19 protein-coding genes and 1 pseudogene are annotated in these 22,157 nt (G+C 70.0%); 10 read left to right on the forward strand and 10 right to left on the reverse strand.

Annotated features, from left to right (window positions below; genetic code table 11):
- The first annotated feature begins 165 nt into the window (after positions 1-165).
- The 9 genes and pseudogenes from rpmH (at position 166) to JNW98_RS12100 (ending at position 7,006) form a co-directional block, all read left to right on the forward strand.
- Positions 166-303, forward strand: a complete 138-nt coding sequence (gene rpmH, locus JNW98_RS12060) for a 50S ribosomal protein L34 (RefSeq protein ID WP_003949374.1) — start codon at positions 166-168, stop codon at positions 301-303.
- Between the two features lie 24 nt (positions 304-327).
- Positions 328-693, forward strand: a pseudogene (gene rnpA, locus JNW98_RS12065) (ribonuclease P protein component); the annotation flags it as partial.
- 71 nt (positions 694-764) lie between these two features.
- Positions 765-1,082 (forward strand): membrane protein insertion efficiency factor YidD, encoded by a 318-nt coding sequence (gene yidD / locus JNW98_RS12070; protein WP_223768154.1) that lies wholly within the window; start codon positions 765-767, stop codon positions 1,080-1,082.
- A gap of 3 nt (positions 1,083-1,085) precedes the next feature.
- Positions 1,086-2,201, forward strand: a complete 1,116-nt coding sequence (yidC, locus tag JNW98_RS12075; protein WP_223768155.1) for a membrane protein insertase YidC — start codon at positions 1,086-1,088, stop codon at positions 2,199-2,201.
- A gap of 15 nt (positions 2,202-2,216) precedes the next feature.
- Entirely contained in the window at positions 2,217-2,738 is a 522-nt protein-coding gene (locus JNW98_RS12080) for a Jag family protein (RefSeq protein WP_223768156.1), read from the forward strand.
- 170 nt (positions 2,739-2,908) lie between these two features.
- Complete coding sequence (rsmG, locus tag JNW98_RS12085; RefSeq protein WP_223768157.1) at positions 2,909-3,625, forward strand: 16S rRNA (guanine(527)-N(7))-methyltransferase RsmG; 717 nt, start codon at positions 2,909-2,911, stop codon at positions 3,623-3,625.
- Positions 3,626-3,892: 267 nt separating this feature from the next.
- The gene (locus JNW98_RS12090; RefSeq protein ID WP_223768158.1) at positions 3,893-4,981 is read left to right on the forward strand and encodes a ParA family protein; all 1,089 of its coding nucleotides are present in this window, start codon (positions 3,893-3,895) and stop codon (positions 4,979-4,981) included.
- The gene (locus JNW98_RS12095; protein WP_223768159.1) at positions 4,978-6,066 is read left to right on the forward strand and encodes a ParB/RepB/Spo0J family partition protein; all 1,089 of its coding nucleotides are present in this window, start codon (positions 4,978-4,980) and stop codon (positions 6,064-6,066) included. Before JNW98_RS12090 ends, JNW98_RS12095 begins: the two co-directional genes overlap by 4 nt.
- A gap of 322 nt (positions 6,067-6,388) precedes the next feature.
- On the forward strand, positions 6,389-7,006 hold the full coding sequence (locus JNW98_RS12100) for a GNAT family N-acetyltransferase (RefSeq protein WP_223768160.1): 618 nt from the start codon (positions 6,389-6,391) through the stop codon (positions 7,004-7,006).
- Positions 7,007-7,076: 70 nt separating this feature from the next.
- On the opposite strand, the gene trxA is transcribed toward JNW98_RS12100, so the two are convergent.
- From trxA to JNW98_RS12135, 7 genes are all read right to left on the reverse strand, one after another.
- The gene (gene trxA / locus JNW98_RS12105) at positions 7,077-7,406 is read right to left on the reverse strand and encodes a thioredoxin (RefSeq protein ID WP_223768161.1); all 330 of its coding nucleotides are present in this window, start codon (positions 7,404-7,406) and stop codon (positions 7,077-7,079) included.
- A 45-nt stretch (positions 7,407-7,451) separates the two neighbouring features.
- Positions 7,452-8,420 carry a thioredoxin-disulfide reductase gene (trxB, locus tag JNW98_RS12110; RefSeq protein WP_223768162.1) on the reverse strand — a complete coding sequence of 323 codons (969 nt, stop codon included), beginning with the start codon at positions 8,418-8,420 and terminating at the stop codon, positions 7,452-7,454.
- A 118-nt stretch (positions 8,421-8,538) separates the two neighbouring features.
- On the reverse strand, positions 8,539-9,495 hold the full coding sequence (locus JNW98_RS12115; RefSeq protein ID WP_223768163.1) for a zf-HC2 domain-containing protein: 957 nt from the start codon (positions 9,493-9,495) through the stop codon (positions 8,539-8,541).
- Positions 9,492-10,205, reverse strand: coding sequence for an RNA polymerase sigma factor SigM (gene sigM / locus JNW98_RS12120; RefSeq protein ID WP_223768164.1), 714 nt, complete (start codon positions 10,203-10,205; stop codon positions 9,492-9,494). Before sigM ends, JNW98_RS12115 begins: the two co-directional genes overlap by 4 nt.
- A 128-nt stretch (positions 10,206-10,333) precedes the next feature.
- A complete protein-coding gene (locus JNW98_RS12125) occupies positions 10,334-12,046 on the reverse strand; it encodes a protein kinase family protein (RefSeq protein WP_223768165.1) in 1,713 nt (570 codons plus the stop codon).
- Between the two features lie 109 nt (positions 12,047-12,155).
- The gene (gene murJ, locus JNW98_RS12130) at positions 12,156-14,432 is read right to left on the reverse strand and encodes a murein biosynthesis integral membrane protein MurJ (RefSeq protein ID WP_223768166.1); all 2,277 of its coding nucleotides are present in this window, start codon (positions 14,430-14,432) and stop codon (positions 12,156-12,158) included.
- Between the two features lie 46 nt (positions 14,433-14,478).
- Positions 14,479-16,803: a DUF6049 family protein gene (locus JNW98_RS12135; RefSeq protein WP_223768167.1), complete on the reverse strand. Its 2,325-nt coding sequence runs from the start codon at positions 16,801-16,803 to the stop codon at positions 14,479-14,481.
- 208 nt (positions 16,804-17,011) lie between these two features.
- On the opposite strand from JNW98_RS12135, the gene JNW98_RS12140 reads away from it, so the two are divergent.
- Complete coding sequence (locus tag JNW98_RS12140; protein WP_223768168.1) at positions 17,012-18,481, forward strand: CCA tRNA nucleotidyltransferase; 1,470 nt, start codon at positions 17,012-17,014, stop codon at positions 18,479-18,481.
- A gap of 19 nt (positions 18,482-18,500) precedes the next feature.
- On the opposite strand, the gene JNW98_RS12145 is transcribed toward JNW98_RS12140, so the two are convergent.
- From JNW98_RS12145 to JNW98_RS12155, 3 genes are all read right to left on the reverse strand, one after another.
- The gene (locus JNW98_RS12145) at positions 18,501-19,832 is read right to left on the reverse strand and encodes an MFS transporter (protein ID WP_223768169.1); all 1,332 of its coding nucleotides are present in this window, start codon (positions 19,830-19,832) and stop codon (positions 18,501-18,503) included.
- Between the two features lie 77 nt (positions 19,833-19,909).
- Complete coding sequence (locus tag JNW98_RS12150) at positions 19,910-20,992, reverse strand: inositol-3-phosphate synthase (protein WP_223768170.1); 1,083 nt, start codon at positions 20,990-20,992, stop codon at positions 19,910-19,912.
- A gap of 49 nt (positions 20,993-21,041) precedes the next feature.
- Positions 21,042-21,635, reverse strand: a complete 594-nt coding sequence (locus JNW98_RS12155) for a PadR family transcriptional regulator (RefSeq protein WP_223768171.1) — start codon at positions 21,633-21,635, stop codon at positions 21,042-21,044.
- Positions 21,636-22,157 lie beyond the last annotated feature (522 nt).

Below are 22,157 nucleotides of genomic sequence, written 5' to 3' on the forward strand. Positions count from 1 at the left end.
TGTCGATGGCTGCTGCCGCCTGCCTCCGATGGGCAAGGGTCTCACTTCTCCAAGTTGGAGTGTGATCGTGAAGCGGTGCCTTGCGTATTGCGAGCTTCCTCGTGGGCGCACGGTGACAGCCAGGCGATGTCCCGCCATCACACGATTCATTTCTGGAGTCCCCGAGTGAGCAAGCGCACCTTCCAGCCGAACAACCGCCGTCGCGCGAAGACCCACGGCTTCCGCCTGCGCATGCGCACCCGCGCCGGCCGCGCGATTCTCGCGTCCCGCCGTGGCAAGGGTCGCGCCCGCCTGTCTGCCTGAGCAGCCTGACTCAAGGTCCATGACGTGCTGCCTTCCGAGTCTCGGCTGAGGCGGCGCGAGGACTTCGCGACCGCGGTTCGACGAGGACGCAGGGCCGGGCGCCCTCTCCTCGTCGTCCACCTCCGCAGTGAAACGGACCCGCACGCGCCTGGGGGAAGTGTTCCCCCGGCACGTGCGGGTTTCGTCGTCAGCAAGGCGGTGGGCGGTGCGGTGATCCGCAACCGCGTCAAACGCCGGCTGCGCCACCTCGTGCGTGACCGGCTCGACGCGCTGCCCGCCGGTAGCCTGGTGGTGGTGCGAGCCCTGCCGGGCGCGGGCGAAGCCGACCACGGTCAGCTGGCCCGCGATCTCGATACCGCATTGCAGCGGCTGTTGGGAGGGGCGCCGCGAAGCTGCAATCCCCCGGGTACCGATACCTCGGTTCCCCGGAACCCCGGCCATGACCCGGGAGGGAGTGCACGGTGAAGTACCCGCTGCTGTGGTTGATCAAGTTGTACCAGTGGACCATCAGTCCCCTGCTCGGCCCGGTCTGCAAGTACTACCCGTCGTGCTCGCACTACGGCTACACGGCCATCCGGGTGCATGGCGCGATCAAGGGGACGGTGCTGACGGCCTGGCGCATCCTGCGCTGTAACCCGTGGTCGCTCGGTGGCGTGGACCACGTACCTCCCCGGAAGCGTCCGGTCTGGCACCAGCGGCTGAGGAGCCGACTGGGCGGACACCCCGTAGCCGGGGCCGCCGCACAGCCCGAGACTCAGCCCAACGCCCAAGGAGCCTGATACGTGGACACGGTCCTCAAGCCCCTTTATTACGCAGTTTCCTGGATCATCGTCCAGTTCCACTCGTTCTTCAGCCTGATCTTCGACAAGAACAGCGGCTGGGCGTGGGGTCTGTCGATCGTCTCGCTGGTGGTCCTGATCCGCATCTGCCTGATCCCGCTCTTCGTGAAGCAGATCAAGGCGACCCGGAACATGCAGGCGCTCCAGCCCAAGATGAAGGCGATCCAGGAGCGCTACAAGAGCGACCGGCAGCGCCAGTCCGAAGAGATGATGAAGCTCTACAAGGAGACGGGCACCAACCCGCTCTCGAGCTGTCTCCCGATCCTGGCCCAGTCGCCCTTCTTCATCTCGCTGTACCAGGTCCTCAACCACATCGCGCAGGGCAAGACGGTCGGTGTCATCAACCACGACCTGCTGGCCAGCGCCCGTGAGGCCCACATCTTCGGCGCTCCGCTGTCCGTGAAGTTCCTGGACAGCGCGGCCAAGATCGAGAAGCTCGGTTCCACCGTCACCGACGTCCGCGTCGTCACGGTGGTCATGATCGTCCTGATGTCGCTGTCGCAGTTCTACACGCAGCGCCAGCTGATGACGAAGAACGTCGACCTCACGGTCAAGACGCCCTTCATGCAGCAGCAGAAGATGCTGATGTACATCTTCCCGATCATGTTCGCCGTCTTCGGCATCAACTTCCCGGTCGGTGTCCTCGTCTACTGGCTGACCACCAATGTGTGGACCATGGGCCAGCAGATGTTCATCATCCGCCGCAACCCCACCCCGGGCAGCCTCGCCTACCAGCAGCGCCAGGAGCGCCTGCGGGCCAAGGGCAAGCTCAAGGAGGACCCGGCCGAGGTCGAGGCCAAGCAGGCCGCCGAGGCCGCTCGTGCCGCCCGCCAGCAGCCCAAGCGCCAGACGAAGGCCAAGCGCACCGCGGCCCCGGCCGCAGGTCAGCCGCAGGCCGGCCGTCCGCAGGCCCGCACCAAGGCCTCCTCGGGGAACGGTGCCCAGGAGCAGGCCGAGGACGCCAAGCCGAAGCAGGGTGGGGGCTCGTCCCGGGGTGCCAAGTCCGGGCAGCGCAAGGGCGGCCCGCAGCGGCCCAAGCACCAGTCGTCGAAGAAGTAGCGAAGGAGTCCCACCGTGACGGACACCCAGGACCAGACCCGTGCGGACGCCGCCGAGGGCACCGACTCGCTGACCCGCCTGGAGCAGGAAGGCGAGATCGCGGCGGACTACCTGGAGGGGCTGCTCGACATCGCCGACCTGGACGGTGACATCGACATGGACGTCGAGGCCGACCGGGCGTCCGTGTCGATCATCAGCGACTCCACCAGCCGGGATCTGCAGAAGCTGGTGGGCCGCGACGGCGAGGTGCTGGAGGCGCTCCAGGAGCTCACGCGGCTCGCGGTCAACCGGGAGACCGGCGACCGCAGCCGCCTGATGCTCGACATCGCGGGCTTCCGGGCCCGCAAGCGCGAGGAGCTGGCCAAGCTGGGTGCCCAGGCCGTCGCGGACGCGAAGAGCAGCGGCCAGCCGGTCAAGCTCGACCCGATGACGCCGTTCGAGCGCAAGGTCGTCCACGACGCGGTGGCCGCCGCCGGCCTGCGCAGCGAGTCCGAGGGCGAGGAGCCGCAGCGCCGCGTGGTCGTCCTGCCGGTGTGACCTGCTCCCGTTTCCCGGTAGCTTCGGCCCCGTCTGCGCGCAGGCGGGGCCGATCCTTGTCAGCCTGACATCGGACTCCGGTGCTCGGAGTCCCACAGATTCGTCGATACGCACAGTCGTCGATCCGCAGAATCGGCGACTACAAACGTGGTACGGAAGGACGGTTCACTGTGGAAGAGGCAGCGGAGCTCCCCCCGGCGCCCCCGGAGGCACGGGCGGTTTTCGGTGACCGCTTTCAGGACGCCGTCCGCTACGCCGAACTGCTCGCGGACGCGGGCGTGCGGCGTGGGCTGATCGGCCCGCGGGAGGTTCCCCGGCTCTGGGAGCGGCACCTGCTGAACTGCGCGGTGCTCTCCGAGGCCGTCCCCGAGGACGTCTCCGTGTGTGACGTGGGCTCGGGCGCCGGCCTGCCCGGCATCCCGTTGGCCCTGGTCCGCCCCGACCTCCAGATCACCCTGCTGGAGCCGCTGCTGCGCCGCACGACCTTCCTGTCCGAGGTCGTCGAGCTGCTGGGCCTGGACCACGTCACGGTCGTCAGGGGCCGTGCCGAGGAGGTCCTGGGCAAGCTTCCGCCGGTGCACGTGGTGACGGCCCGCGCCGTGGCCCCGCTGGACCGGCTGGCGGGCTGGGGCGTTCCCCTGCTGCGGCCGTACGGCGAGATGCTGGCCCTCAAGGGCGACACCGCCGAGGAGGAGCTGAAGGGGGCCCGGGCCGCGCTCAGCAAGCTGGGCGTCGAGCGGACCTCGGTGCTTCAGGTCGGCGAGGGCGTCGTGGATCCGCCGTCCACGCTGGTGCGGGTCGAGGTCGGGGAGAGCCCCGGCGGCGTCCGCTTCGCGGCCAAGCGGGCCAAGGCCGCCCGGGTGAGCCGGTCTCGCCGCCGCCGCTGATTGCTCCGGCCGGCGGCACCGGGAGTGCTCCATACAAGCTGCCTAAAGTATGCGTCACGGAGTGTCGTGGCGAGGTAGCCATGGGTCGCGGGCATCGTGTTTCACGTGAAACATCGCTCGTTGCTGCAAGGGATCATCGGTCGCGGGCGTGCAGCCGCGGCCCGCGACCGTCGGCCGGTCGACGCTGTGGAACCTCCCCCGGTATCCACAGGCACGGTGGATTCATCCACAGGAGAGTGGGCCTCACTGGTTCGTACCCGGCGAACCATGGCAGGCTCTCCCCATCGCGAGCCTGATGTCGAGGAGAGTGAATCCTTGCGGTCCGACGCCAATATCGCGGGGCCGATGGCCGACCCGGTCCCCGGTCCCCGCCCCGCCGACTCCGAACCGGTACCCGGTCCCGGCCCCCTGGGTGCCGCGGAGGTCGTTTCACGTGAAACGCGGATGCCGCGGCCCGACCAGACCCGGGTCATGGTGGTGGCCAACCAGAAGGGTGGCGTCGGCAAGACGACGACCACCGTGAACCTGGCGGCCTCCCTGGCGCTGCACGGCAACCGGGTACTCGTCGTGGACCTGGACCCACAGGGCAACGCCTCGACCGCGCTCGGCATCGACCACCATGCCGATGTGCCGTCCATCTACGACGTCCTGGTGGACCAGCGGAAGCTCTCCGACGTCGTACAGCCCGTCCGGGACGTGGAGGGCCTCTTCTGCGCCCCGGCCACCATCGATCTGGCCGGCGCCGAGATCGAGCTGGTCTCCCTGGTGGCCCGGGAGAGCCGGCTGGATCGGGCCATCAAGGCCTACGAGCAGCCGCTGGACTACATCCTCATCGACTGCCCGCCCTCGCTGGGGCTGCTGACGGTCAACGCGCTGGTCGCCGGCGCCGAGGTGCTGATCCCGATCCAGTGCGAGTACTACGCGCTGGAGGGCCTGGGGCAGCTGCTGCGGAACGTCGAGCTCGTCCGTGGCCACCTCAACCCGAAGCTGCATGTGTCGACGATCCTGCTGACCATGTACGACGGACGCACCCGCCTCGCCTCCCAGGTCGCCGACGAGGTGCGCAGCCACTTCGGCCAGGAGGTTCTGAGGACCAGCATCCCGCGCTCGGTCCGGATCTCCGAGGCTCCCAGCTATGGGCAGACGGTGCTCACCTACGACCCGGGCTCCAGTGGGGCGCTGTCGTACCTGGAGGCGGCCCGCGAGATCGCGCTGCGGGGCGTCGCCGTGCATTACGACGACACCGGGGCCCATACGGTGGGCCATCAGTCGGTGGGGCACCAGCCCGGGGGCCACCAGGCTGGGAGCCACCAGCAACAGCAGGACCAGCACAGCATGTCGGAGGGGCTGCAGTGAGTGAACGACGTAGAGGACTGGGCCGTGGGCTCGGGGCACTGATCCCGGCCGCGCCGAAGGGGGCGGAGATCGGCACCCCCACGGTGGGGCCCGGTGCCACGTCCCCTACTGCGATGCCGCTGCTGACGGCCGACCGGGGGCTCGCGCCGGTCGACATGACGCCCGCGGAGACGCCCGCGGCGGAGCCGGTGGCCGTCCAGGAGCCCGAGGCCACGGAGACGGTGGCCGGGGCGCACTTCGCGGAGCTGCCCCTGGACTCCATCACGCCCAACCCCCGGCAGCCCCGTGAGGTGTTCGACGAGGACGCGCTGGCGGAGCTGGTCACCTCGATCCGCGAGGTGGGCCTGCTGCAGCCGGTGGTCGTCCGGCAGCTGGCGCCGGAGCGGTACGAGCTCATCATGGGCGAGCGCCGCTGGCGCGCCTGCCGCGAGGCCGGTCTTGAGAGCATCCCGGCGATCGTCCGGGCCACGGAGGACGAGAAGCTCCTCCTGGACGCCCTCCTGGAGAACCTCCACCGTGCGCAGCTCAACCCGCTGGAAGAGGCCGCGGCCTACGACCAGCTGCTCAAGGACTTCGCCTGTACGCATGACGAGCTGGCGGACCGCATCGGGCGTTCGCGCTCTCAGGTCTCCAACACGCTGCGGCTTCTGAAGCTCTCGCCCGAGGTGCAGCTCCGGCTCGCCTCGGGAGTGCTGTCGGCCGGGCACGGCCGCGCGCTGCTCGCCGTGGACGACGTCGAGGAGCAGGAGAAGCTCGCCCGCCGCATCGTGCAGGAGGGCCTCTCGGTGCGGTCGGTGGAAGAGATCGTCCAGCTGATGGGCTCCCGGACGAAGAAGTCGGCGAAGACCAAGGGGCCGCGGGCCGGCGCTCGGGTGTCCCCGGCGCTCAGCGATCTGGCGTCACGGCTCTCCGATCGCTTCGAGACACGGGTCAAGGTCGACCTCGGGCAGAAGAAGGGCAAGATCGTCGTCGAGTTCGCCTCGATCGAGGACCTCGAGCGGATCCTCAGCACGCTCGCCCCGGGCGAGGGCGGGGTGCTGGAGCAGAAGCTGTCGGACGCTGGCGTCGAGGACTCGGACCACTAAGAGTCCGGTCGCCCCGGGGTGGGGCGTGTTCCACGTGAAACATCGGTTTCCCGTGGAACACGCCCCGCCCCTTTGGCTTTGTCGGCTGTCCGCTCAAACCCCCAGTGGCTACGATGCGTTGAGGTATGGCACCACCACGTCGGACATGCGCACGCAGGTGACGGAGGAACGAGGCCATGCGAACGGTGAGCCGGACCGGACTGGTGGCGACGGGCCTGGGTCTGGGCGCGGTCGGCGGATTCGTCGGCGGCCTGCTCAGGGAGCGCAGTGCGCTGAGCGCCGCCCGCGGCGCGGCACGGGTAGGAAGTGAGGAACTGGCTCCATGGGGCGTCGCCTCGTACCGCTCACTCTGGACAATCTGCCGGACCTTCCCAAGCGCTGCCGGGCGTGTGTGTTCTGGGAGCTTGACCCCGTCAGCGGCGAGGCCGCACTGAGGGCGGGCCGCCCCGAGCTGGAGAAGGAGGCCTGGATCTCGGCCGTTCTCCTGGAGTGGGGATCCTGCGGCCGCGTCGTCTATGTGGACGACGAGCCGGCGGGGTTCGTCCTCTACGCTCCGCCGGCTTATGTGCCGCGGGCGACGGCGTTTCCCACCAGTCCGGTGGCCGCTGACGCCGTCCAGCTGATGACCGCCTGGCTGGCGCCGAAGTTCCAGGGCCAGGGTCTGGGCCGGGTCATGGTGCAGACGGTGGCCAAGGACGTGCTGAGGCGCGGGTTCAAGGCCATCGAGGCGTTCGGCGACGCGCGGTGGAAGGAACCCGCGTGTGTGCTCCCGGCCGACCACCTGCTGGCGGTGGGGTTCAAGACGGTGCGTCAACACCCGAGGTATCCCCGGCTCCGGCTGGAGCTGCGGTCCGCCCTGTCCTGGAAAGAGGACGTGGAGCTGGCGCTGGACCGGCTGCTGGGTGCCGTGCAGAAGGAGCCGGCACTACGGCCGTTGTAGCCGGGGTACGGAACAGGGTCCGTCTCCATGAGGAGAGGGACCCTGTTTCACGTGAAACACCGGCGCGCTTTTACTTGGTGTGGATGACGTCCGACAGCTCGCGCTCCAGGGCGGCCTTCGGCTTGGCGCCCACGATGGTCTGCACGACCTCGCCGCCCTTGTACAGGTTGAGGGTCGGGATCGACATGACGCCGTACTTGGCGGCGGTGCCCGGGTTCTGGTCGATGTTCAGCTTGACGATCTCGATCTTGTCACCGTACTCGGCGGCAATGGCCTCGAGCGAGGGAGCGATCTGCCGGCAGGGGCCGCACCAGTCGGCCCAGAAGTCCACCAGCACGGGCTTGTCGCTCTTGAGGACGTCCTCGTCGAAGGACGCGTCGGTCACGGCCTTGAGAGCCATTGCGGTCTCCTTGGTTCTTCTCTATGTGGGGGGCGGGGAGGGGGATCAGGCGGTCTGCTCGGGCTCGCGGACGTTCTCGCCGTCGCCGAGGGCGGCGAGGTAGCGCTCCGCGTCCAGGGCGGCGGAGCAGCCGGTGCCCGCGGCGGTGATCGCCTGGCGGTAGGTGTGGTCCACGACGTCACCGGCGGCGAAGACGCCCGTGAGGTTGGTGCGGGTGGAGGGCGCGTCGACCTTCAGGTAGCCCTCGTCGTCCAGCTCCAGCTGGCCCTTGAGGAGCTCGGTGCGGGGGTCGTGACCGATGGCGATGAAGAGGCCGGTCACCGGCAGTTCCGAGGTCTCGCCGGTCTTCACGTTGCGCAGGGTCAGCCCGGAGAGCTTGGCCTCGCCGTGGAGCTCGGCGACCTCGCTGTCCCAGACGAAGGAGATCTTGGGGTCGGCGAAGGCCCGCTCCTGCATGGCCTTGCTGGCGCGCAGGGCCTCACGGCGGTGGACGACGGTGACCGACTTCGCGAAGCGCGAGAGGAAGGTGGCCTCCTCCATCGCGGTGTCGCCGCCGCCGACCACGACGATGTCCTGGTCCTTGAAGAAGAACCCGTCGCAGGTGGCGCACCAGGAGACACCACGCCCGGACAGCTCGTCCTCGCGCGGCAGGCCGAGCTTGCGGTGCTGGGAGCCGGTGGCCACGATCACGGCCTTGGCCCGGTGGACGGTGCCGGCGGAGTCGGTGACGGTCTTGATCTCGTCGGTGAGGTCGACGGCGGTGACGTCGTCGGGGATCAGCTCGGCGCCGAAGCGCTCGGCCTGGGCCCGCATGCCGTCCATGAGGTCCGGGCCCATGATGCCGTCGCGGAAGCCGGGGAAGTTCTCGACCTCGGTGGTGTTCATCAGCGCACCACCGGCGGTCACGGCGCCCTCGAACACCAGCGGCTTCAGCGAAGCACGGGCGGTGTAGAGCGCGGCCGTGTAGCCCGCGGGCCCGGAGCCAATAATGATCACGTTGCGGACGTCGCTCACGGGTGTCTTCCTTGTCTCTGCCGACTGCTGACTGGGTCCTTGCTGGGTCTCACCCCACCCAACGGATCCTACGGGGCGAGCATTCCCCCAGGGACATCGCAGCGGCCGGAGAGGCGGTTCAGGAACGCGAGACCGTCTCGCTCGCCAGCACCCTTCCGGGGGCGCCGGAGGAGGTGACGACGCAGTCCGCCGCGACGACATAGACGTCAACGAGCGCGGCGTCACGGGAGTGCGGGTAGATCACCAGATAGGTGTCCGTTCCGGTGAAGCGCTCCTGGCGTACCGCGAGTGCGGGCTCCGTGCGGCCGATGCCCCGCTGCACGCAGTACGGTGCGGTCCTCTCCGAGCCCTGGTAGGTCTCGGCGCCGTCCTGTGCGCGCATGCCGCGCGTCTCGGCCGGCTTGATGTTCGACAGCGCGTCGTGGACCCGTGTCCTCAGCTCGGCCACGGCGACCGCGGTAGGGCTCGGGCTGTCCGCTCGCAGCGAGGAACGGTCGCCCCCGTCGTCTCCCGTTCCCTGGAGCAGGAAGGTGCCCACACCGATGGCGGCAGCGGCGCAGGCCGTACCCAGGAGCGTCCGGCGCCAGCGGCGGCCACGTGCAGTGGACGATGTCCCGGGAGACTTCCCGGTGGTCGACCGACGGCCCGGCCCGACAGTGCCGCGGGGGCGCCCGGCGGGGCGGTCACTGAGCGGTGTTTCACGTGAAACCGGGCTCTCGGCGTCACGGGCCGGCTCCAGCGGTGTTTCACGTGAAACGAGATCGGCGATCGTCGCCGTGGTTTCACGTGAAACGGTCGCGACCGCCTCCTGGGGGGCCGTCGCATCGAGCAGCGCCTCGGCCGCGAGAGCCGCGTCGATCCTGCCCGCGACGTCCGCGGGCATCCTGACCGGGCCGGGCAGGGTGCCCAGCAGATCGCGAATCTCGTCGAGGGACACCCGGACCTCGTCGCACACCGCGCAGTCGGCCAGATGCTCCCGTAGGTCGGCGCTCTGCGCGGGGGGGAGCACTCCCTCGGCGAGTGCGGAGATCTCGGAGACCTCCGGGTGCCCGTCCGTGCCGGTCGTCGAGGTCACGCTCGCCCACCTCCGCCCTTCACTGGGTTCACGTCACTCCGTCCAGCCGGTGGTGGGACGGACGTCCCCTGCGACCGGTTCCTTTCCCTCTCGGTGCGAGGGCTACCCCTGCCGCCGGGGTGCAGATGGGTGAGCAGGGGCAGCAGTCTCGCCCGTGCTCTCGCGCACCGGCTCTTCACGGTGCCCACGGGAACATTCAATACGGCCGCCGCCTCGGCGACGGGATAGCCCTGCATGTCGACCAGGACGAGAACGGCCCGCTGGTCTGGCGGCAGCGTCGCGAGCGCGCCCAGCAGCTCTCGGTGGAGATCGCTCCGCTCAGCCGGCTCGGCGGCCGACTCGTGCGGTTCGAGGAGATGCTCGAGCTTCTCGGTCTCGGCGAGTGGCGACGTACGGCGGGCGGCGGCCTTGCGGGCCCGGTCCAGGCAGGCGTTCACGGTGATGCGATGCAGCCAGGTGGTGACGGCCGACTGTCCGCGGAAGGTGTGAGCGGCGCGGTAGGCGGAGACGAGAGCGTCCTGTACGGCGTCCGCGGCTTCCTCCCGGTCGCCGAGGGTCCGCAGTGCCACGGCCCAGAGCCGGTCGCGGTGGCGCCGCACGAGCTCGCTGAAGGCGTCGGGGTCCCCGGCGACATGCAGCGCGAGCAGCTCGCTGTCACTGTCGGCCGTCGGCGTCCGCTGCGGCCGTCCGTCCTCTGCGATGGCACTCACCCCGCCCTAGAGCGCTGTCTCGCGCGCGATCTGTTGTCGAGACCAACTTAGAGAGGAGGGGGATTGACTGGGTAGGGGCAGACGGCCTCGCCCGTGGGCCGGTATCCATGCGCTCGCGGGGCGCTGCCTCAAGAACGTTGTCCGAACACTTTGATTTCGTAGATCCCGCCTCGATAGGTGTTGCCGCTCTCGGGAGGCAGCTCGATGACGTGGACGAGCACGTAGCGGGTCTTCACGCTCTTGGTGACCTGGAGGTGCACTCCGGCCACCCTCTGAGATCCCAGGAGCTGCCTCGGGAAGTCATTCAGCGTCGTGGGCTGGGAGGCGGAGACATCGGCGGCGCGCACCTCGACGGTCTGGCCCGCGAACATCCGTACTTCGACGCGCGAGACCTCCTTGACCTTGCCCAGGTCGACGACGATCCCACTGCCCTGTGCGCGCTGATCGAGGTTGCCGAAACGGGGATACCCGTAGAAGGCTCCCGTCTTCCAGGCCGTGTTCTCGTCACCGTCGGCCGCGGAGGCCACGGACTTGGGCCCGGTCGGCGCGGCGAGCGGCGAGAACTCCGTGACCTGCTCGATCGGAAGCTGTTTCGGCGCGGGTTTCTTCTTCTTGGCCTCGTTGTCCGACGACTGGGACTGCTGCGGATCGTCGTCGGAGTCCGTGTGCTTCAGCAGGGTGTCCGCCAGCTGCCAGCTGCCCAGGCCCAGCGCGGCGATCAGCAGCGAGGAGACGATCCACTTGATGGCGGTCCCAGTGCGGCTCTGCAGGGGAGGCGGCGGTGGGGCGGGAAGGTGGTGGGCGGGCTGGGGGCCGTAGCCGCCGCCCGTCGGGGGGCGGGCGTAGGACGGCGCGGCGGAGTACGGCGTCTCCGGGGGGCGGATCCGCGGCATGGCCGAGACGGCCTTGGCGAGCTCTTCCGGAGTGGTGCAGGGCGGCTCCTGGCGGGACGCCGTGGCACCGTCGTTGACGAGTGCGCGCATCGCCAGCTGGGAGAGCCCGCGGTGGACACCGGCCCGAACCTGGTCGGGAGGGATGAGACCGACGTCCTTGGGCAGGCCGGCCAGGCCGTGGGCGTCGCCCTCGTAGGGCCAGCGCTGGGTGAGGGCGGCGTACAGGAGCGCGCCGATGGCCTCGGTGTCGGTGCGCTGGGGGGAGTCGGAGGTCATGCCGCGCAGCGCCGCCATCACGGCCAGACCGCGGATGCGGTACTGCCCGGAGCCGGTACGCAGCACGCAGCCGGGGCCCAGACGCAGGTGAGCGAGGCCCTCGCGGTGGGCGGCGGCCATGGCCTGCGACACCTGGCTGACCAACTGGTAGGCGTCGAAGGCCTCCATGGGCCCGGCAGCCAGTACGGAGGTCAGTTCGGTGGCGTCGGGGAGCCACTCGTGGACGACGTAGACGAGGTCGTCCTCCTCGACGGCGTCGAGGACCTGGACGAAGCGCGGGTCACCCAGCAGCGCGGCGGAGCGGGCCGCCGCGAGCACCGTACGGGCCCGCGGGTGGTCGGCCGGCAGCAGGTGGACGCCGACGGCCCGGCGCAGCTTCTCGTCGACGGCACGCCAGCTGCTGAATCCCTCCAGACGGGTGACGCACTCCTCCAGGCGGTACCTGTCGGCGAGCTTGTGACCGCTGTGCAGGTCGGGCGCGCGGTCGCCGCGCGAGGGCTTTCCGTCCGTCGTCCGCATCGTGTCCAGGGGCGCACCGGCGCCATTGCGCTCGGTGTTCCCGGCCTCCGTCCCGTCGGCCGTGGCCTTGTCCGCCTTGGCGGCCAGCGACGGTTCGTCCTGCGCGTCGCTGGTGTCTGCCACGTCGACGGCAGCCGTGCTCCGATCCGCCACCGTCGCTCCTGCCTCCCCGTCCGATGCACCCTGTCCGCAGCCAAGACAATTGTGCCCACACTCCGTCGCCCTGCACGACACGCGACGACGGGTGATGGTTGTGCTCCGGTCAGCGCCCCAGACGCCCGCGGACCATGCCGACCATGGCGGTGACCTCTTCCACGCGCATGCGTTTGGCGGCGATGTAGAAGACACCGAGCAGCATCACGCCACCGCCGATCAGGGCGGCGAGCGAGCCGAGGACACCGCTGCCCAGCACCTGGCCGATGCCGTAGGCGATGGCGCCGCCGATGAGCGTCGCGGGGACGCACGCGCCGATGAGGCGGGCGTACGTACGCACCACGCGGGCGCCGTCCAGGTCGCCGCCGAGCCGGTTGCGCAGCCTGCGCCATGCGACACCCACACCGACGGCGTAGGCCAGGCCGTAGGAGACGCCCATGCCGACCACGACCCAGCGGGCGGGCAGGACGAAGTAGCTGAGCGCCGCGCCCGCGGCGTTGACCGCCGCGACGATGACCGTGTTGTAGAAGGGAGTGCGGGTGTCCTCGTAGGCGTAGAAGGCGCGGAGGACGACGTACTGCACGGAGAACGGGATCAGGCCGAGGCTGAAGCCCATGAGGGCGTAGCCGAAGAAGCGGGCCCCCTCGATGCCGCCGGACCCGAAGAGCAGCGTGCAGATCGGGACGCCGAGCGCCAGGAAGGCGAAGGCGATGGGCACGATCGCCACGGCCGAGGTGCGCAGACCCTGCGAGATGTCGTCCCGGACGGCGCTGGTGTCACCGTCAACGGCCGAGCGGGACAGCCGCGGCAGCATCGCCGCCATGATCGACACGGTGAGGATGGCCTGCGGCATGTTCCAGATGAGCTGGGCGTTGATGTAGGCCATGATGCCGGTGCCGTCCTGCTTGCTGTTGACACCGGCGGCGGTGGCGAGCTGGGTGACGACCAGGTTGCCCGCCTGGTTGGCGAGCACGAACAGCACGGTCCACTTGGCCAGCTTCGCCGCCTTGCCGAGGCCATGGCCACGCCAGTCGAAGCGCGGCCGGATCTTGAAGCCCGCCGCCCTGAGGTACGGAATCATCGCCAGGGCCTGGACGACCAGGCCCAGCAGGGTGCCGATGCCCAGCAGGCGGATGCCCTCCGGCGGGAGGGTGTGCTCGTCGAGGTGCGAGGTGCCCGCGGTTCCGTACACCCAGAGGAACATGCCGAGGCTGGCGATGACCACGATGTTGTTGAGGACGGGCGTCCACATCATCGCGCCGAACCGGCCGCGTGCGTTGAGGATCTGCCCCATCACCACGTGGATGCCCATGAAGAAGATGGTGGGCATGCAGTAGTGGACGAAGGCGACCGTCACCGTATTGGCATCGGGCTTGTCGGCGAACTTGCTGGACATCAGGGGGACGAGATAGTTGGCACCCACCACGGTCATCACGGTGAGACCGCCGAGGATCACGCCGACCAGCGTCAGCAGACGGTTCGCGTATGCCTCGCCGCCGTCGGAGTCCTCCTTCATGGAACGCACGAGCTGGGGGATGAAGACCGAGTTGAGGCCGCCGCCGATGGTCAGGAAGAAGACCATGGCGGGCAACTGGTTCGCCACCGTGTAGGTGTCGCCCAGCACGCCTGCACCCAGGGCGGCAACGATCATCGCCTGCTTCACGAATCCCAGGAGCCGGGACACCATCGTGCCCGCCGCCATCAGGGCGCTCGACTTGAGCAGGCCCGCCGCCTTGCCGCCCTTCGCCGCCGGGGCCGCGGGAGCTGCGGGGGCGGGCTCCGGCTCCACCAGGGGCTCGGCCGCGGGGGGTTCCACGGCGGGCACCATCGGCTGGGTGTGTTCCATCGAGGGTGACGCCGCGTGCTGACCGGGCGCCGGGACCTGCCGGCCCTGCGGGCGCTGGGGCTCGTAGGGCTGCTGCTGGTCGCGGTAGAGGTGGGCGAAGGCGTCGCGCTGGGGCGGGGTGGGCGCCGTCCGGTCGGGGAAACCGCTCACGCTGCCGATGAGCTGGGTCGCGTCTTCGGATCCGGGCTGCGGCGCGGCCGGCCACGCCTGCTGCTGCGGGTACGAGGGCGCGGGCGGCGGCGGGGGGACGGGCGGTCCGCCCTGCGGCTGCTGCCCGTGCTGCGGCTGCTGTCCGTATGGGGGCTGCTGTCCGTACGGGGGCTGTCCGCCCTGGTGGAAGCCGCCCTGCTGGGCCGCGCCGTCGTCGGCCGGGGTGTGCCCGGGGTACGGCTCGGCCGGGTAGGGGTCCCCGAGGTACGGGTCCGGGGCGTACGGGCCCGGCTGCGGCGGCTCCTGGGCACCGGGCGGCGCCGGCGGGTACTGGTCCCGTCGGTCACCCCCCGCGCCCCGGCCGCGGTCACCGTCGTACGGCGCGTTCATCCCTAGCCCACCTCATCCGTCCGCGGCCGACCGGCCCCACGACACGTCAACGTTCCACTTTCTCACCCGGCCGGGAGGGCTCATCGCTCCCTGTTCCGGTATCGGCCGCAGGGTCCCCCGGCCGCTCGGGCTCGCCGCCGCCGTTGTCACCGCCGTCCGAGGGGCCCTCGCCACCGGCCTCCGGACCGTCCCCGGCGCCGTCACGGCTGCCCGACCGCTTCCGCTTCAGGTAGATGCGGAGTCCCGCGAGGACGAGGAGGAGGACACCACCGGCGATGACCAGCAGAACCATAGGGGTGATGGACGTGACATGCACAGTAAAGGGCATCGCCTCGCCGACCTGCTGGCCGTCGGCAGTGTAGAGCCGCGCCTTCACCGTGACCGGACCGTTGGCGTAGGCCCGGGTCTCGAACTTCACCGACTGGCTGTGACCGCCGTCGATCTTGACGGGCTGCTTGTCCGTGACTTTCAGGCGGTTCGGCTGCGTGGACTCCAGCTGCAGGTACAGGTGGTCGACACCCTGGAGCAGGCCGTTCTTCACGGTCACGGGGATCGTCGCACTGCGGCCGGAGAGGGTCGCGTCGGACTTGGCCACCAGCTTGACCTGGTCCTGCAGGGTTTCGAGGTACGACTGCACGGCCGCCCGGAAGTCGGACGCGCCGGCCGGGTCGCCGCGCCAGGACGTGGACATCTCGCGCGTGATCGCGCTGCCGAAGGGGATGACCACCCGGTCCGGGGAGGTCAGGATCGTCTTGAAGGACGACAGCTTGTCCTGGGTCTTCTGGATCTCTGTGAACGCCTCGGTGGGCAGTTCCTGGGCTCGGAGGGCGTCCGGGTACGAGCCGGAGCCGGGCACCCGACGGCTGGCGGCGGGGTCCGGCTTGGCCTTGGCGGCGTCGCTCAGGTCGTCGAGCGGCTGCGACCAGCGTCCGGCGGACAGCCCGCCGAGCGCCGTGGCCATCGCCTGGGCCTGGCTGGTGGTGGGCATCCGCTGCGGGGCCACCACGATGCTGCGCTCGTTCTCCGGCGCCTGCTTGTTGATCATCAGGCTCTGGGCCAGGAACCGCTGCACCGCGAGGGAGGCGTCGCCCGCACGGCTCATATCGCCCTCGAAGGCGGTGGAGAGGCGCGCGTCGGCGACGACGGCCGTGACCCCCCCGCCGATCTGGCGGGCCGCTGTGGGGGCGTAGGGAGAGCCGTCCGGCTCCCGGAGGCTGTCGCTGCGGGCGATGATGTTGTGGGCGCCGGCCGAGGTGCCGACGTCGACGACGGAGTGGTCGATGGCTCCGTCGACCGGCCAGGCGAAGTCCGTGCGCGGCTTCACCTGGAGGATGGTGTCCACGGTCATGGCCGCGAGCTCCGTGGCCGACTGCAGGTGGCCGAGCGTGCCGTTCGTACCGTGGTGGGCCAGCGAGGCGATGTCCGGGTCGCCGAAGGGCAGGGCGACGACCTCCTTGCCGTTCACCGCCGCCTGCAGTTGGCCGAGCCACTGCTTGGCGACCGCCTGGCCCCGGCCGGGGGTGTCCTTCCCACCCGGCCCGGCGACCTGGTAGCTCTTCGTCATCGCTTCGACGGTGGCCAGCAGGTCGGGGTCGATCACCCAGGTGACGTGCAGGTCCTTGCCCAGCGCCACCAGCTGCTGGAGGCGGCCGCCCGGGGCCAGCTCCGCCGCGAGGTCGTCGTCGGGGAAGATCGGCGTCTGCTGCTGGTCCGACTCGGTGCGGGCGGTGAGGTGGGTGTCGGAGATCAGCGGCCAGAGAAAGGTGACCTTGGTCTTCTTGCCGTCGGCGCCGGCCGGCTGCCACGGAAGCAGCGTGCGGCGGATGCCGAGCACCCGCTCGTACTGCTGGTCGGCGGTCTGCCCGGAGAACGAGACGCCCAGCGGGTAGACGCCGTCCCGGTCCAGGTTGAGGTCCTTCGCGGGGACGGTCAGCGTGAACTCGCGGGAGATGCCCGGCTGGAGCTTTCCGATCTTCTGCGTGTGGCCGGTCAGCTCGGGACCGTCGGTGCCCGGCGAGAAGGCGGTCCGGTCGCCGATGTCGTCGATCTCGCTGCGCGTCGAGAGCAGCCCTCCCACCCGCAGCCCGATGTGCCCGGCGCTGACCGTGGACCGGCCCTTATTGGTCACCGTCCCCGAGATCGTGATCTTGTCGTTCTGCGTGGGGGCGACGGGGGTCAGGGAGTCGACGGAGATCGAGACCGTGCGGGAGCCCGTGCCGTCGGCGCGTGCCGTGGGCGCGGCGGAGAGCTGGACCATGCCGAGGCACACCAGCAGTACAGCGAGCAGGATCAGGACCGACCGGATCCGGTGGAAAGCGGCAGGAGGCGTCGTCCCCCGGAACGTCCCCTGGAACTCTGCCGCCTCGGCCACGCGCTCGCCCGTCCCTCGTCGTCGTCAGTGGTCGTCGGATGTGCGTCCACGAATGGTAACGAGGCGCGCTGTGCCGAAGTGCTGCGGACCGGAGCGCAAGATCACCGGGGCGGGTCGATGCCCAGGCTGTGGCGGTTTATGACGGTCCTCACACAGCTCCGCCGATTGAGGGCGGCTATCGCCGCCCGGCCACGTACCCTTTCCTGTTGTGCCGAACGCCAACAACAGCCACTCCGTGCCGCCGAACGAACTGAACCAGGTGCAGCGCCGCGCCGTGAGCGAGCTCCTGCGGGTGTCCCCCGTGGCCGACGACCTCGCCCAGCGCTTCCGTGCCGCCGGGTTCACCCTCGCCCTGGTCGGCGGCTCGGTACGGGACGCGCTGCTCGGCCGGCTCGGCAACGACCTGGACTTCACCACCGACGCCCGGCCGGACGACGTCCTGAAGATCGTCCGTCCCTGGGCGGACACGGTCTGGGAGGTCGGCATCGCCTTCGGCACCGTCGGCTGCCGCAAGTCCGGCTTCGATCTCGAAATCACGACTTATCGGTCGGAGGCGTACGACCGGACCTCCCGCAAGCCGGAGGTCTCCTACGGCGACTCCATCGAGGAGGACCTGGTCCGCCGCGACTTCACCGTGAACGCCATGGCCGTGGCGCTCCCGGAGAAGGAGTTCATCGACCCGCACAACGGCCTGGAGGACCTCGCCGCGCGCGTTCTGCGCACGCCCGGCACCCCGGAGGAGTCCTTCTCCGACGACCCGCTGCGCATGATGCGGGCCGCCCGTTTCGCCGCCCAGCTCGACTTCGAGGTGGCGCCCGAGGTGGTCACCGCGATGAAGGAGATGGCCGATCGGCTGGAGATCGTCTCCGTCGAGCGGACCCGGGACGAGCTGAACAAGCTCATCCTCTCCGACCACCCCCGCAAGGGCCTCCGGCTCATGGTCGACACGGGCCTCGCCGCCCTGGTCCTGCCCGAGCTGCCGGCCCTCCGGCTGGAGCGTGACGAGCACCACCGGCACAAGGACGTCTACGAGCACACCCTCATCGTCCTGGAGCAGGCCATCGACCTGGAGGCCCCGCGCGACGAGCCGGGTGGCGGTCCCGACCTCACCCTGCGGCTCGCCGCGCTGCTGCACGACATCGGCAAGCCGCGGACGCGCCGGTTCGAGAAGGACGGCCGGGTCTCCTTCCACCACCACGAGGTGGTCGGCGCCAAGATGACCAAGTCTCGGATGCTCAAGCTCAAGTACCCGAACGAGCTGGTCAAGGACGTCTCGCGCCTCGTCGAGCTGCACCTGCGCTTCCACGGCTACGGCACGGGCGAGTGGACGGACTCGGCCGTCCGCCGGTACGTCCGGGACGCCGGGCCCCTGCTCGACCGGCTGCACAAGCTCACCCGGTCCGACTGCACGACGCGCAACAAGCGCAAGGCGCAGGCGCTCTCCCAGGCGTACGACGGGCTGGAGCAGCGCATCGCCGACCTCCAGCAGAAGGAGGAGCTCGACGCCATCCGTCCGGACCTGGACGGCAACGACATCATGCGGATCCTGGAGATCGCCCCGGGTCCCCAGGTCGGCAAGGCGTACCAGCACATGCTGGAGCTGCGGCTGGAGCACGGCCCCATGGAGCACGACGAGGCCGTCGCCGCGCTGAAGGAGTGGTGGGCCGCGCAGGGCTGACCGCGCGGTCCTCGTGGTTTCACGTGAAACGTCGGGTGTCGTCGGCGGGCTCGGGCCCGTCCTCGGTCGCCGATGTTTCACGTGAAACCGGGCCTCGGGTGCCCAGCGCGACGGCCGTTGCCGCGTAGAGCACGGCGACGGTGACGACGAGGGGTACGGACCGGCCGTCGTGCGGCAGCATCAGGGCCGCCACGGCCGCGGCTCCCACGAAGGCGACGTTGAACAGGACGTCGTAGAGGGAGAAGACCCGGCCGCGGAACGCGTCGTCGACCGATGCCTGGACGACCGTGTCCGTCGAGATCTTGGCGCCCTGGGTGACGAGGCCCAGGACGAAGGCCGCGATCAGCATGGGGACCGTCTCGAAGGGGATCCCCAGGGCCGGTTCGAGAACGGCGGCGGTGCCGGCGCAGACCACCATCCAGCCGAGCTGTCCGAACCTGCCGACGGCCCAGGGGGTGATCAGCGCCGCCGCGAAGAAACCGGCCCCCGAGACCCCGACCGCGAGCCCCAGCAGGGCAAGCCCGGCGGAGTCGGTGTCCGTCCAGGCGTAGCGGCACAGCATCAGCAGGGTGACGGTCAGTGCGCCGTAGCAGAAGCGCATCAGGGTCATCGCGGCGAGCGCTCGCGCCGCGGGCCGCCGGTGGGCCAGATGGCGGAGCCCGGCCGTCAGCCCGTGGACGGTCACTCCGACGGCCGAACGCAGGGTGACCAGCCGCCCGGTGGTGTCGGGCCCCAGCAGGGCGGGCGGCATGCGCAGGGCGCTGAGGCCCGCGCAGAGGTAGAGGGTGGCGCCGACCAGGACGACCAGGGCGTCGGCGGTGCTGCCCTGCGGGGCCGCGAGCCGTACCGCGAAGGCGAGTCCGCCGCCGGCGGTGGCGGCGAGGGTGCCGGCGGTGGGCGAGACCGAGTTGGCCATCACCAGCCGCTCCCGGTTGTCGACCACATGGGGCAGGGAGGCGGAGAGGCCGGACAGGACGAAGCGGTTGACGGCCGTCACCGAGAGGGCCGAGACGTAGAAGATCCAGTCGGGGACCGCGGCGAGGATGAGCACGGCGGTGCCGACGGCCAGGACGGAGCGGACCAGGTTGCCGTGGAGCAGTACCTGGCGGCGGCGCCAGCGGTCCAGCAGGACGCCGGTGAAGGGGCCCAGCAGCGAGTAGGGCAGCAGCAGGACGGCCATGGCGGAGGCGATGGCGGCGGGGCTGGCCTGTTTCTCGGGGGAGAACACCACGTAGGCGGCGAGCGCGACCTGGTAGACGCCGTCCGCGGCCTGGGAGAGCAGCCGTACGGTCAGCAGGCGGCGGAAATCGCGCAGTTGGAGCAGGACGCGGAGATCTCGCACAACGGGCATGTCGCACAGCCTCACACACGGGACAGGCCCCCGGGGGGATTCCCTCCGAGGGCCTGCGCGAGAGCTCTACGAGCGGGTCAGCGCTCGACCTCGCCCTTGATGAACTTCTCGACCTGGTCGCGCGCCTTGTCGTCGAAGTACTGCACCGGCGGCGACTTCATGAAGTACGAGGAGGCCGACAGGATCGGGCCGCCGATGCCGCGGTCCTTGGCGATCTTCGCGGCGCGGAGGGCGTCGATGATGACACCGGCGGAGTTCGGGGAGTCCCAGACCTCCAGCTTGTACTCCAGGTTCAGCGGGACGTCGCCGAAGGCACGGCCCTCGAGGCGGACGTAGGCCCACTTGCGGTCGTCCAGCCAGGCCACGTAGTCGGACGGGCCGATGTGGACGTTCTTCTCGCCGAGCTCCCGGTCGGGGATCTGGGAGGTGACGGCCTGGGTCTTGGAGATCTTCTTGGACTCCAGGCGCTCGCGCTCGAGCATGTTCTTGAAGTCCATGTTGCCGCCGACGTTCAGCTGCATCGTGCGGTCCAGGATGACGCCCCGGTCCTCGAACAGCTTGGCCATCACGCGGTGCGTGATGGTGGCGCCGACCTGGGACTTGATGTCGTCGCCGACGATCGGGACACCGGCCTCGGTGAACTTGTCCGCCCACTCCTTGGTGCCGGCGATGAAGACCGGGAGGGCGTTGACGAAGGCGACCTTGGCGTCGATGGCGCACTGGGCGTAGAACTTGGCGGCGTCCTCGGAGCCCACCGGCAGGTAGCAGACGAGGACGTCAACCTGACGGTCCTTGAGGATCTGGACCACGTCGACGGGGGCCTCGGGGGACTCCTCGATGGTCTGGCGGTAGTACTTGCCGAGACCGTCCAGGGTGTGGCCGCGCTGCACGGTCACGCCGGACGCGGGGACGTCGCAGATCTTGATCGTGTTGTTCTCGCTGGCGCCGATGGCGTCCGCGAGGTCGAGACCGACCTTCTTGGCGTCCACGTCGAACGCGGCCACGAACTCGACGTCCCGCACGTGGTAGTCGCCGAACTGCACGTGCATCAGACCCGGCACGCGGCCGTTCGGGTCGGCGTCCTTGTAGTACTCGACGCCCTGCACCAGCGAGGCGGCGCAGTTGCCCACGCCGACGATGGCTACGCGAACCGAACCCATTCCGGTTGCTCCCTGTTCGTTCTCGACGAAGCCCTGCTGTGTGCAGGGCTCACTGGTCCGGACCGGTGCGTTTGTCACGCCCGGCCCGCTCGCTCTCGATCAGCTCGTTCAGCCAGCGGACTTCGCGCTCCACGGATTCCATGCCGTGGCGCTGGAGTTCGAGGGTGTAGCTGTCCAGCCGCTCGCGCTCGCGGGAACGGGCGAGAGAGGCACGCATCTTCTCCAGCCGCTCCTCGAGCCGGCTGCGGCGGCCTTCCAGGACTCGCATGCGTACGTCCCGCGACGTCTGTCCGAAGAACGCGAAGCGGGCGGCGAAGTGCTCGTCCTCCCACGCGTCCGGACCGGTGTGCGCGAGCAACTCCTCGAAGTGCTCTTTGCCCTCCGCCGTCAGCCGGTAGACGATCTTCGCCCGCCGTCCGGCCAGGGACGCCGCTTTGGCGTCGTCGGGAGCACTCCCTTGCTCCTCCACCAGCCAGCCGTTCGCCACCAGGGACTTCAGGCAGGGGTAGAGGGTGCCGTAGCTGAACGCCCGGAACACCCCGAGAGAGGTGTTCAGACGTTTGCGCAGCTCGTAGCCGTGCATGGGGGACTCGCGGAGCAGGCCGAGGACGGCGAACTCGAGGATGCCGGAGCGTCTGCTCATGTTTCGCCTCCTTGTCCCCCACAGCCTAGTCCTTTGCTCCTGTGTCTTTACTGGTCCCTTATGCCGAGCTGATGTATCGACTCGATACATCCAGACGATAGAACGAGCCACCTGCGTCGACAAGAGGAGGAACGGTGAACGAGGTCACATCACCGGTTCGTGGGACACGAGCGGCCTGAATTGGAGTGAACATCCCCAGTAGTCGGGATTTGACCGTGCGTACTCTGTGCGCCATGCAGACCACTGGGAACCGGGTGACGCGACATGACGTCCTCGTCCCGGATGCAGTGCGCCCGGCCGTTCAGGGGGCCGGTTCGCACCGGGGGGAACGCAAGCCACCTGCCGCTTCCAGGCGATAGCGCCTGCCCGAGGAAGTAGTCGTTCGATGAGCGAGCATCGCCGTAAGCCGCCCCAGCCGCAGGGCGGCGGACGAGCCGCGGTCCGGCGGGCGGCGCAGCAGCCGACGCCCGGCCGCCGCGCCGCACCACGCGGCGGCCCCGCCCTGCCCGGCCGGGGCCGGAC

Origin of the sequence: Streptomyces huiliensis, from assembly GCF_020037025.1 — a bacterium.
Taxonomy (GTDB): Bacteria; Actinomycetota; Actinomycetes; order Streptomycetales; family Streptomycetaceae; genus Streptomyces; species Streptomyces huiliensis.

Coding starts and splice junctions, on each gene's coding strand:
- JNW98_RS12090 (WP_223768158.1), top strand. CDS start 3,893: ATGGCAGGCTCTCCCCATCGCGAGCCTGATGTCGAGGAGAGTGAATCC.
- JNW98_RS12100 (WP_223768160.1), top strand. CDS start 6,389: ATGGGGCGTCGCCTCGTACCGCTCACTCTGGACAATCTGCCGGACCTT.
- trxA (WP_223768161.1), bottom strand. CDS start 7,406: ATGGCTCTCAAGGCCGTGACCGACGCGTCCTTCGACGAGGACGTCCTC.
- murJ (WP_223768166.1), bottom strand. CDS start 14,432: ATGAACGCGCCGTACGACGGTGACCGCGGCCGGGGCGCGGGGGGTGAC.
- JNW98_RS12145 (WP_223768169.1), bottom strand. CDS start 19,832: ATGCCCGTTGTGCGAGATCTCCGCGTCCTGCTCCAACTGCGCGATTTC.
- JNW98_RS12150 (WP_223768170.1), bottom strand. CDS start 20,992: ATGGGTTCGGTTCGCGTAGCCATCGTCGGCGTGGGCAACTGCGCCGCC.
- JNW98_RS12155 (WP_223768171.1), bottom strand. CDS start 21,635: ATGAGCAGACGCTCCGGCATCCTCGAGTTCGCCGTCCTCGGCCTGCTC.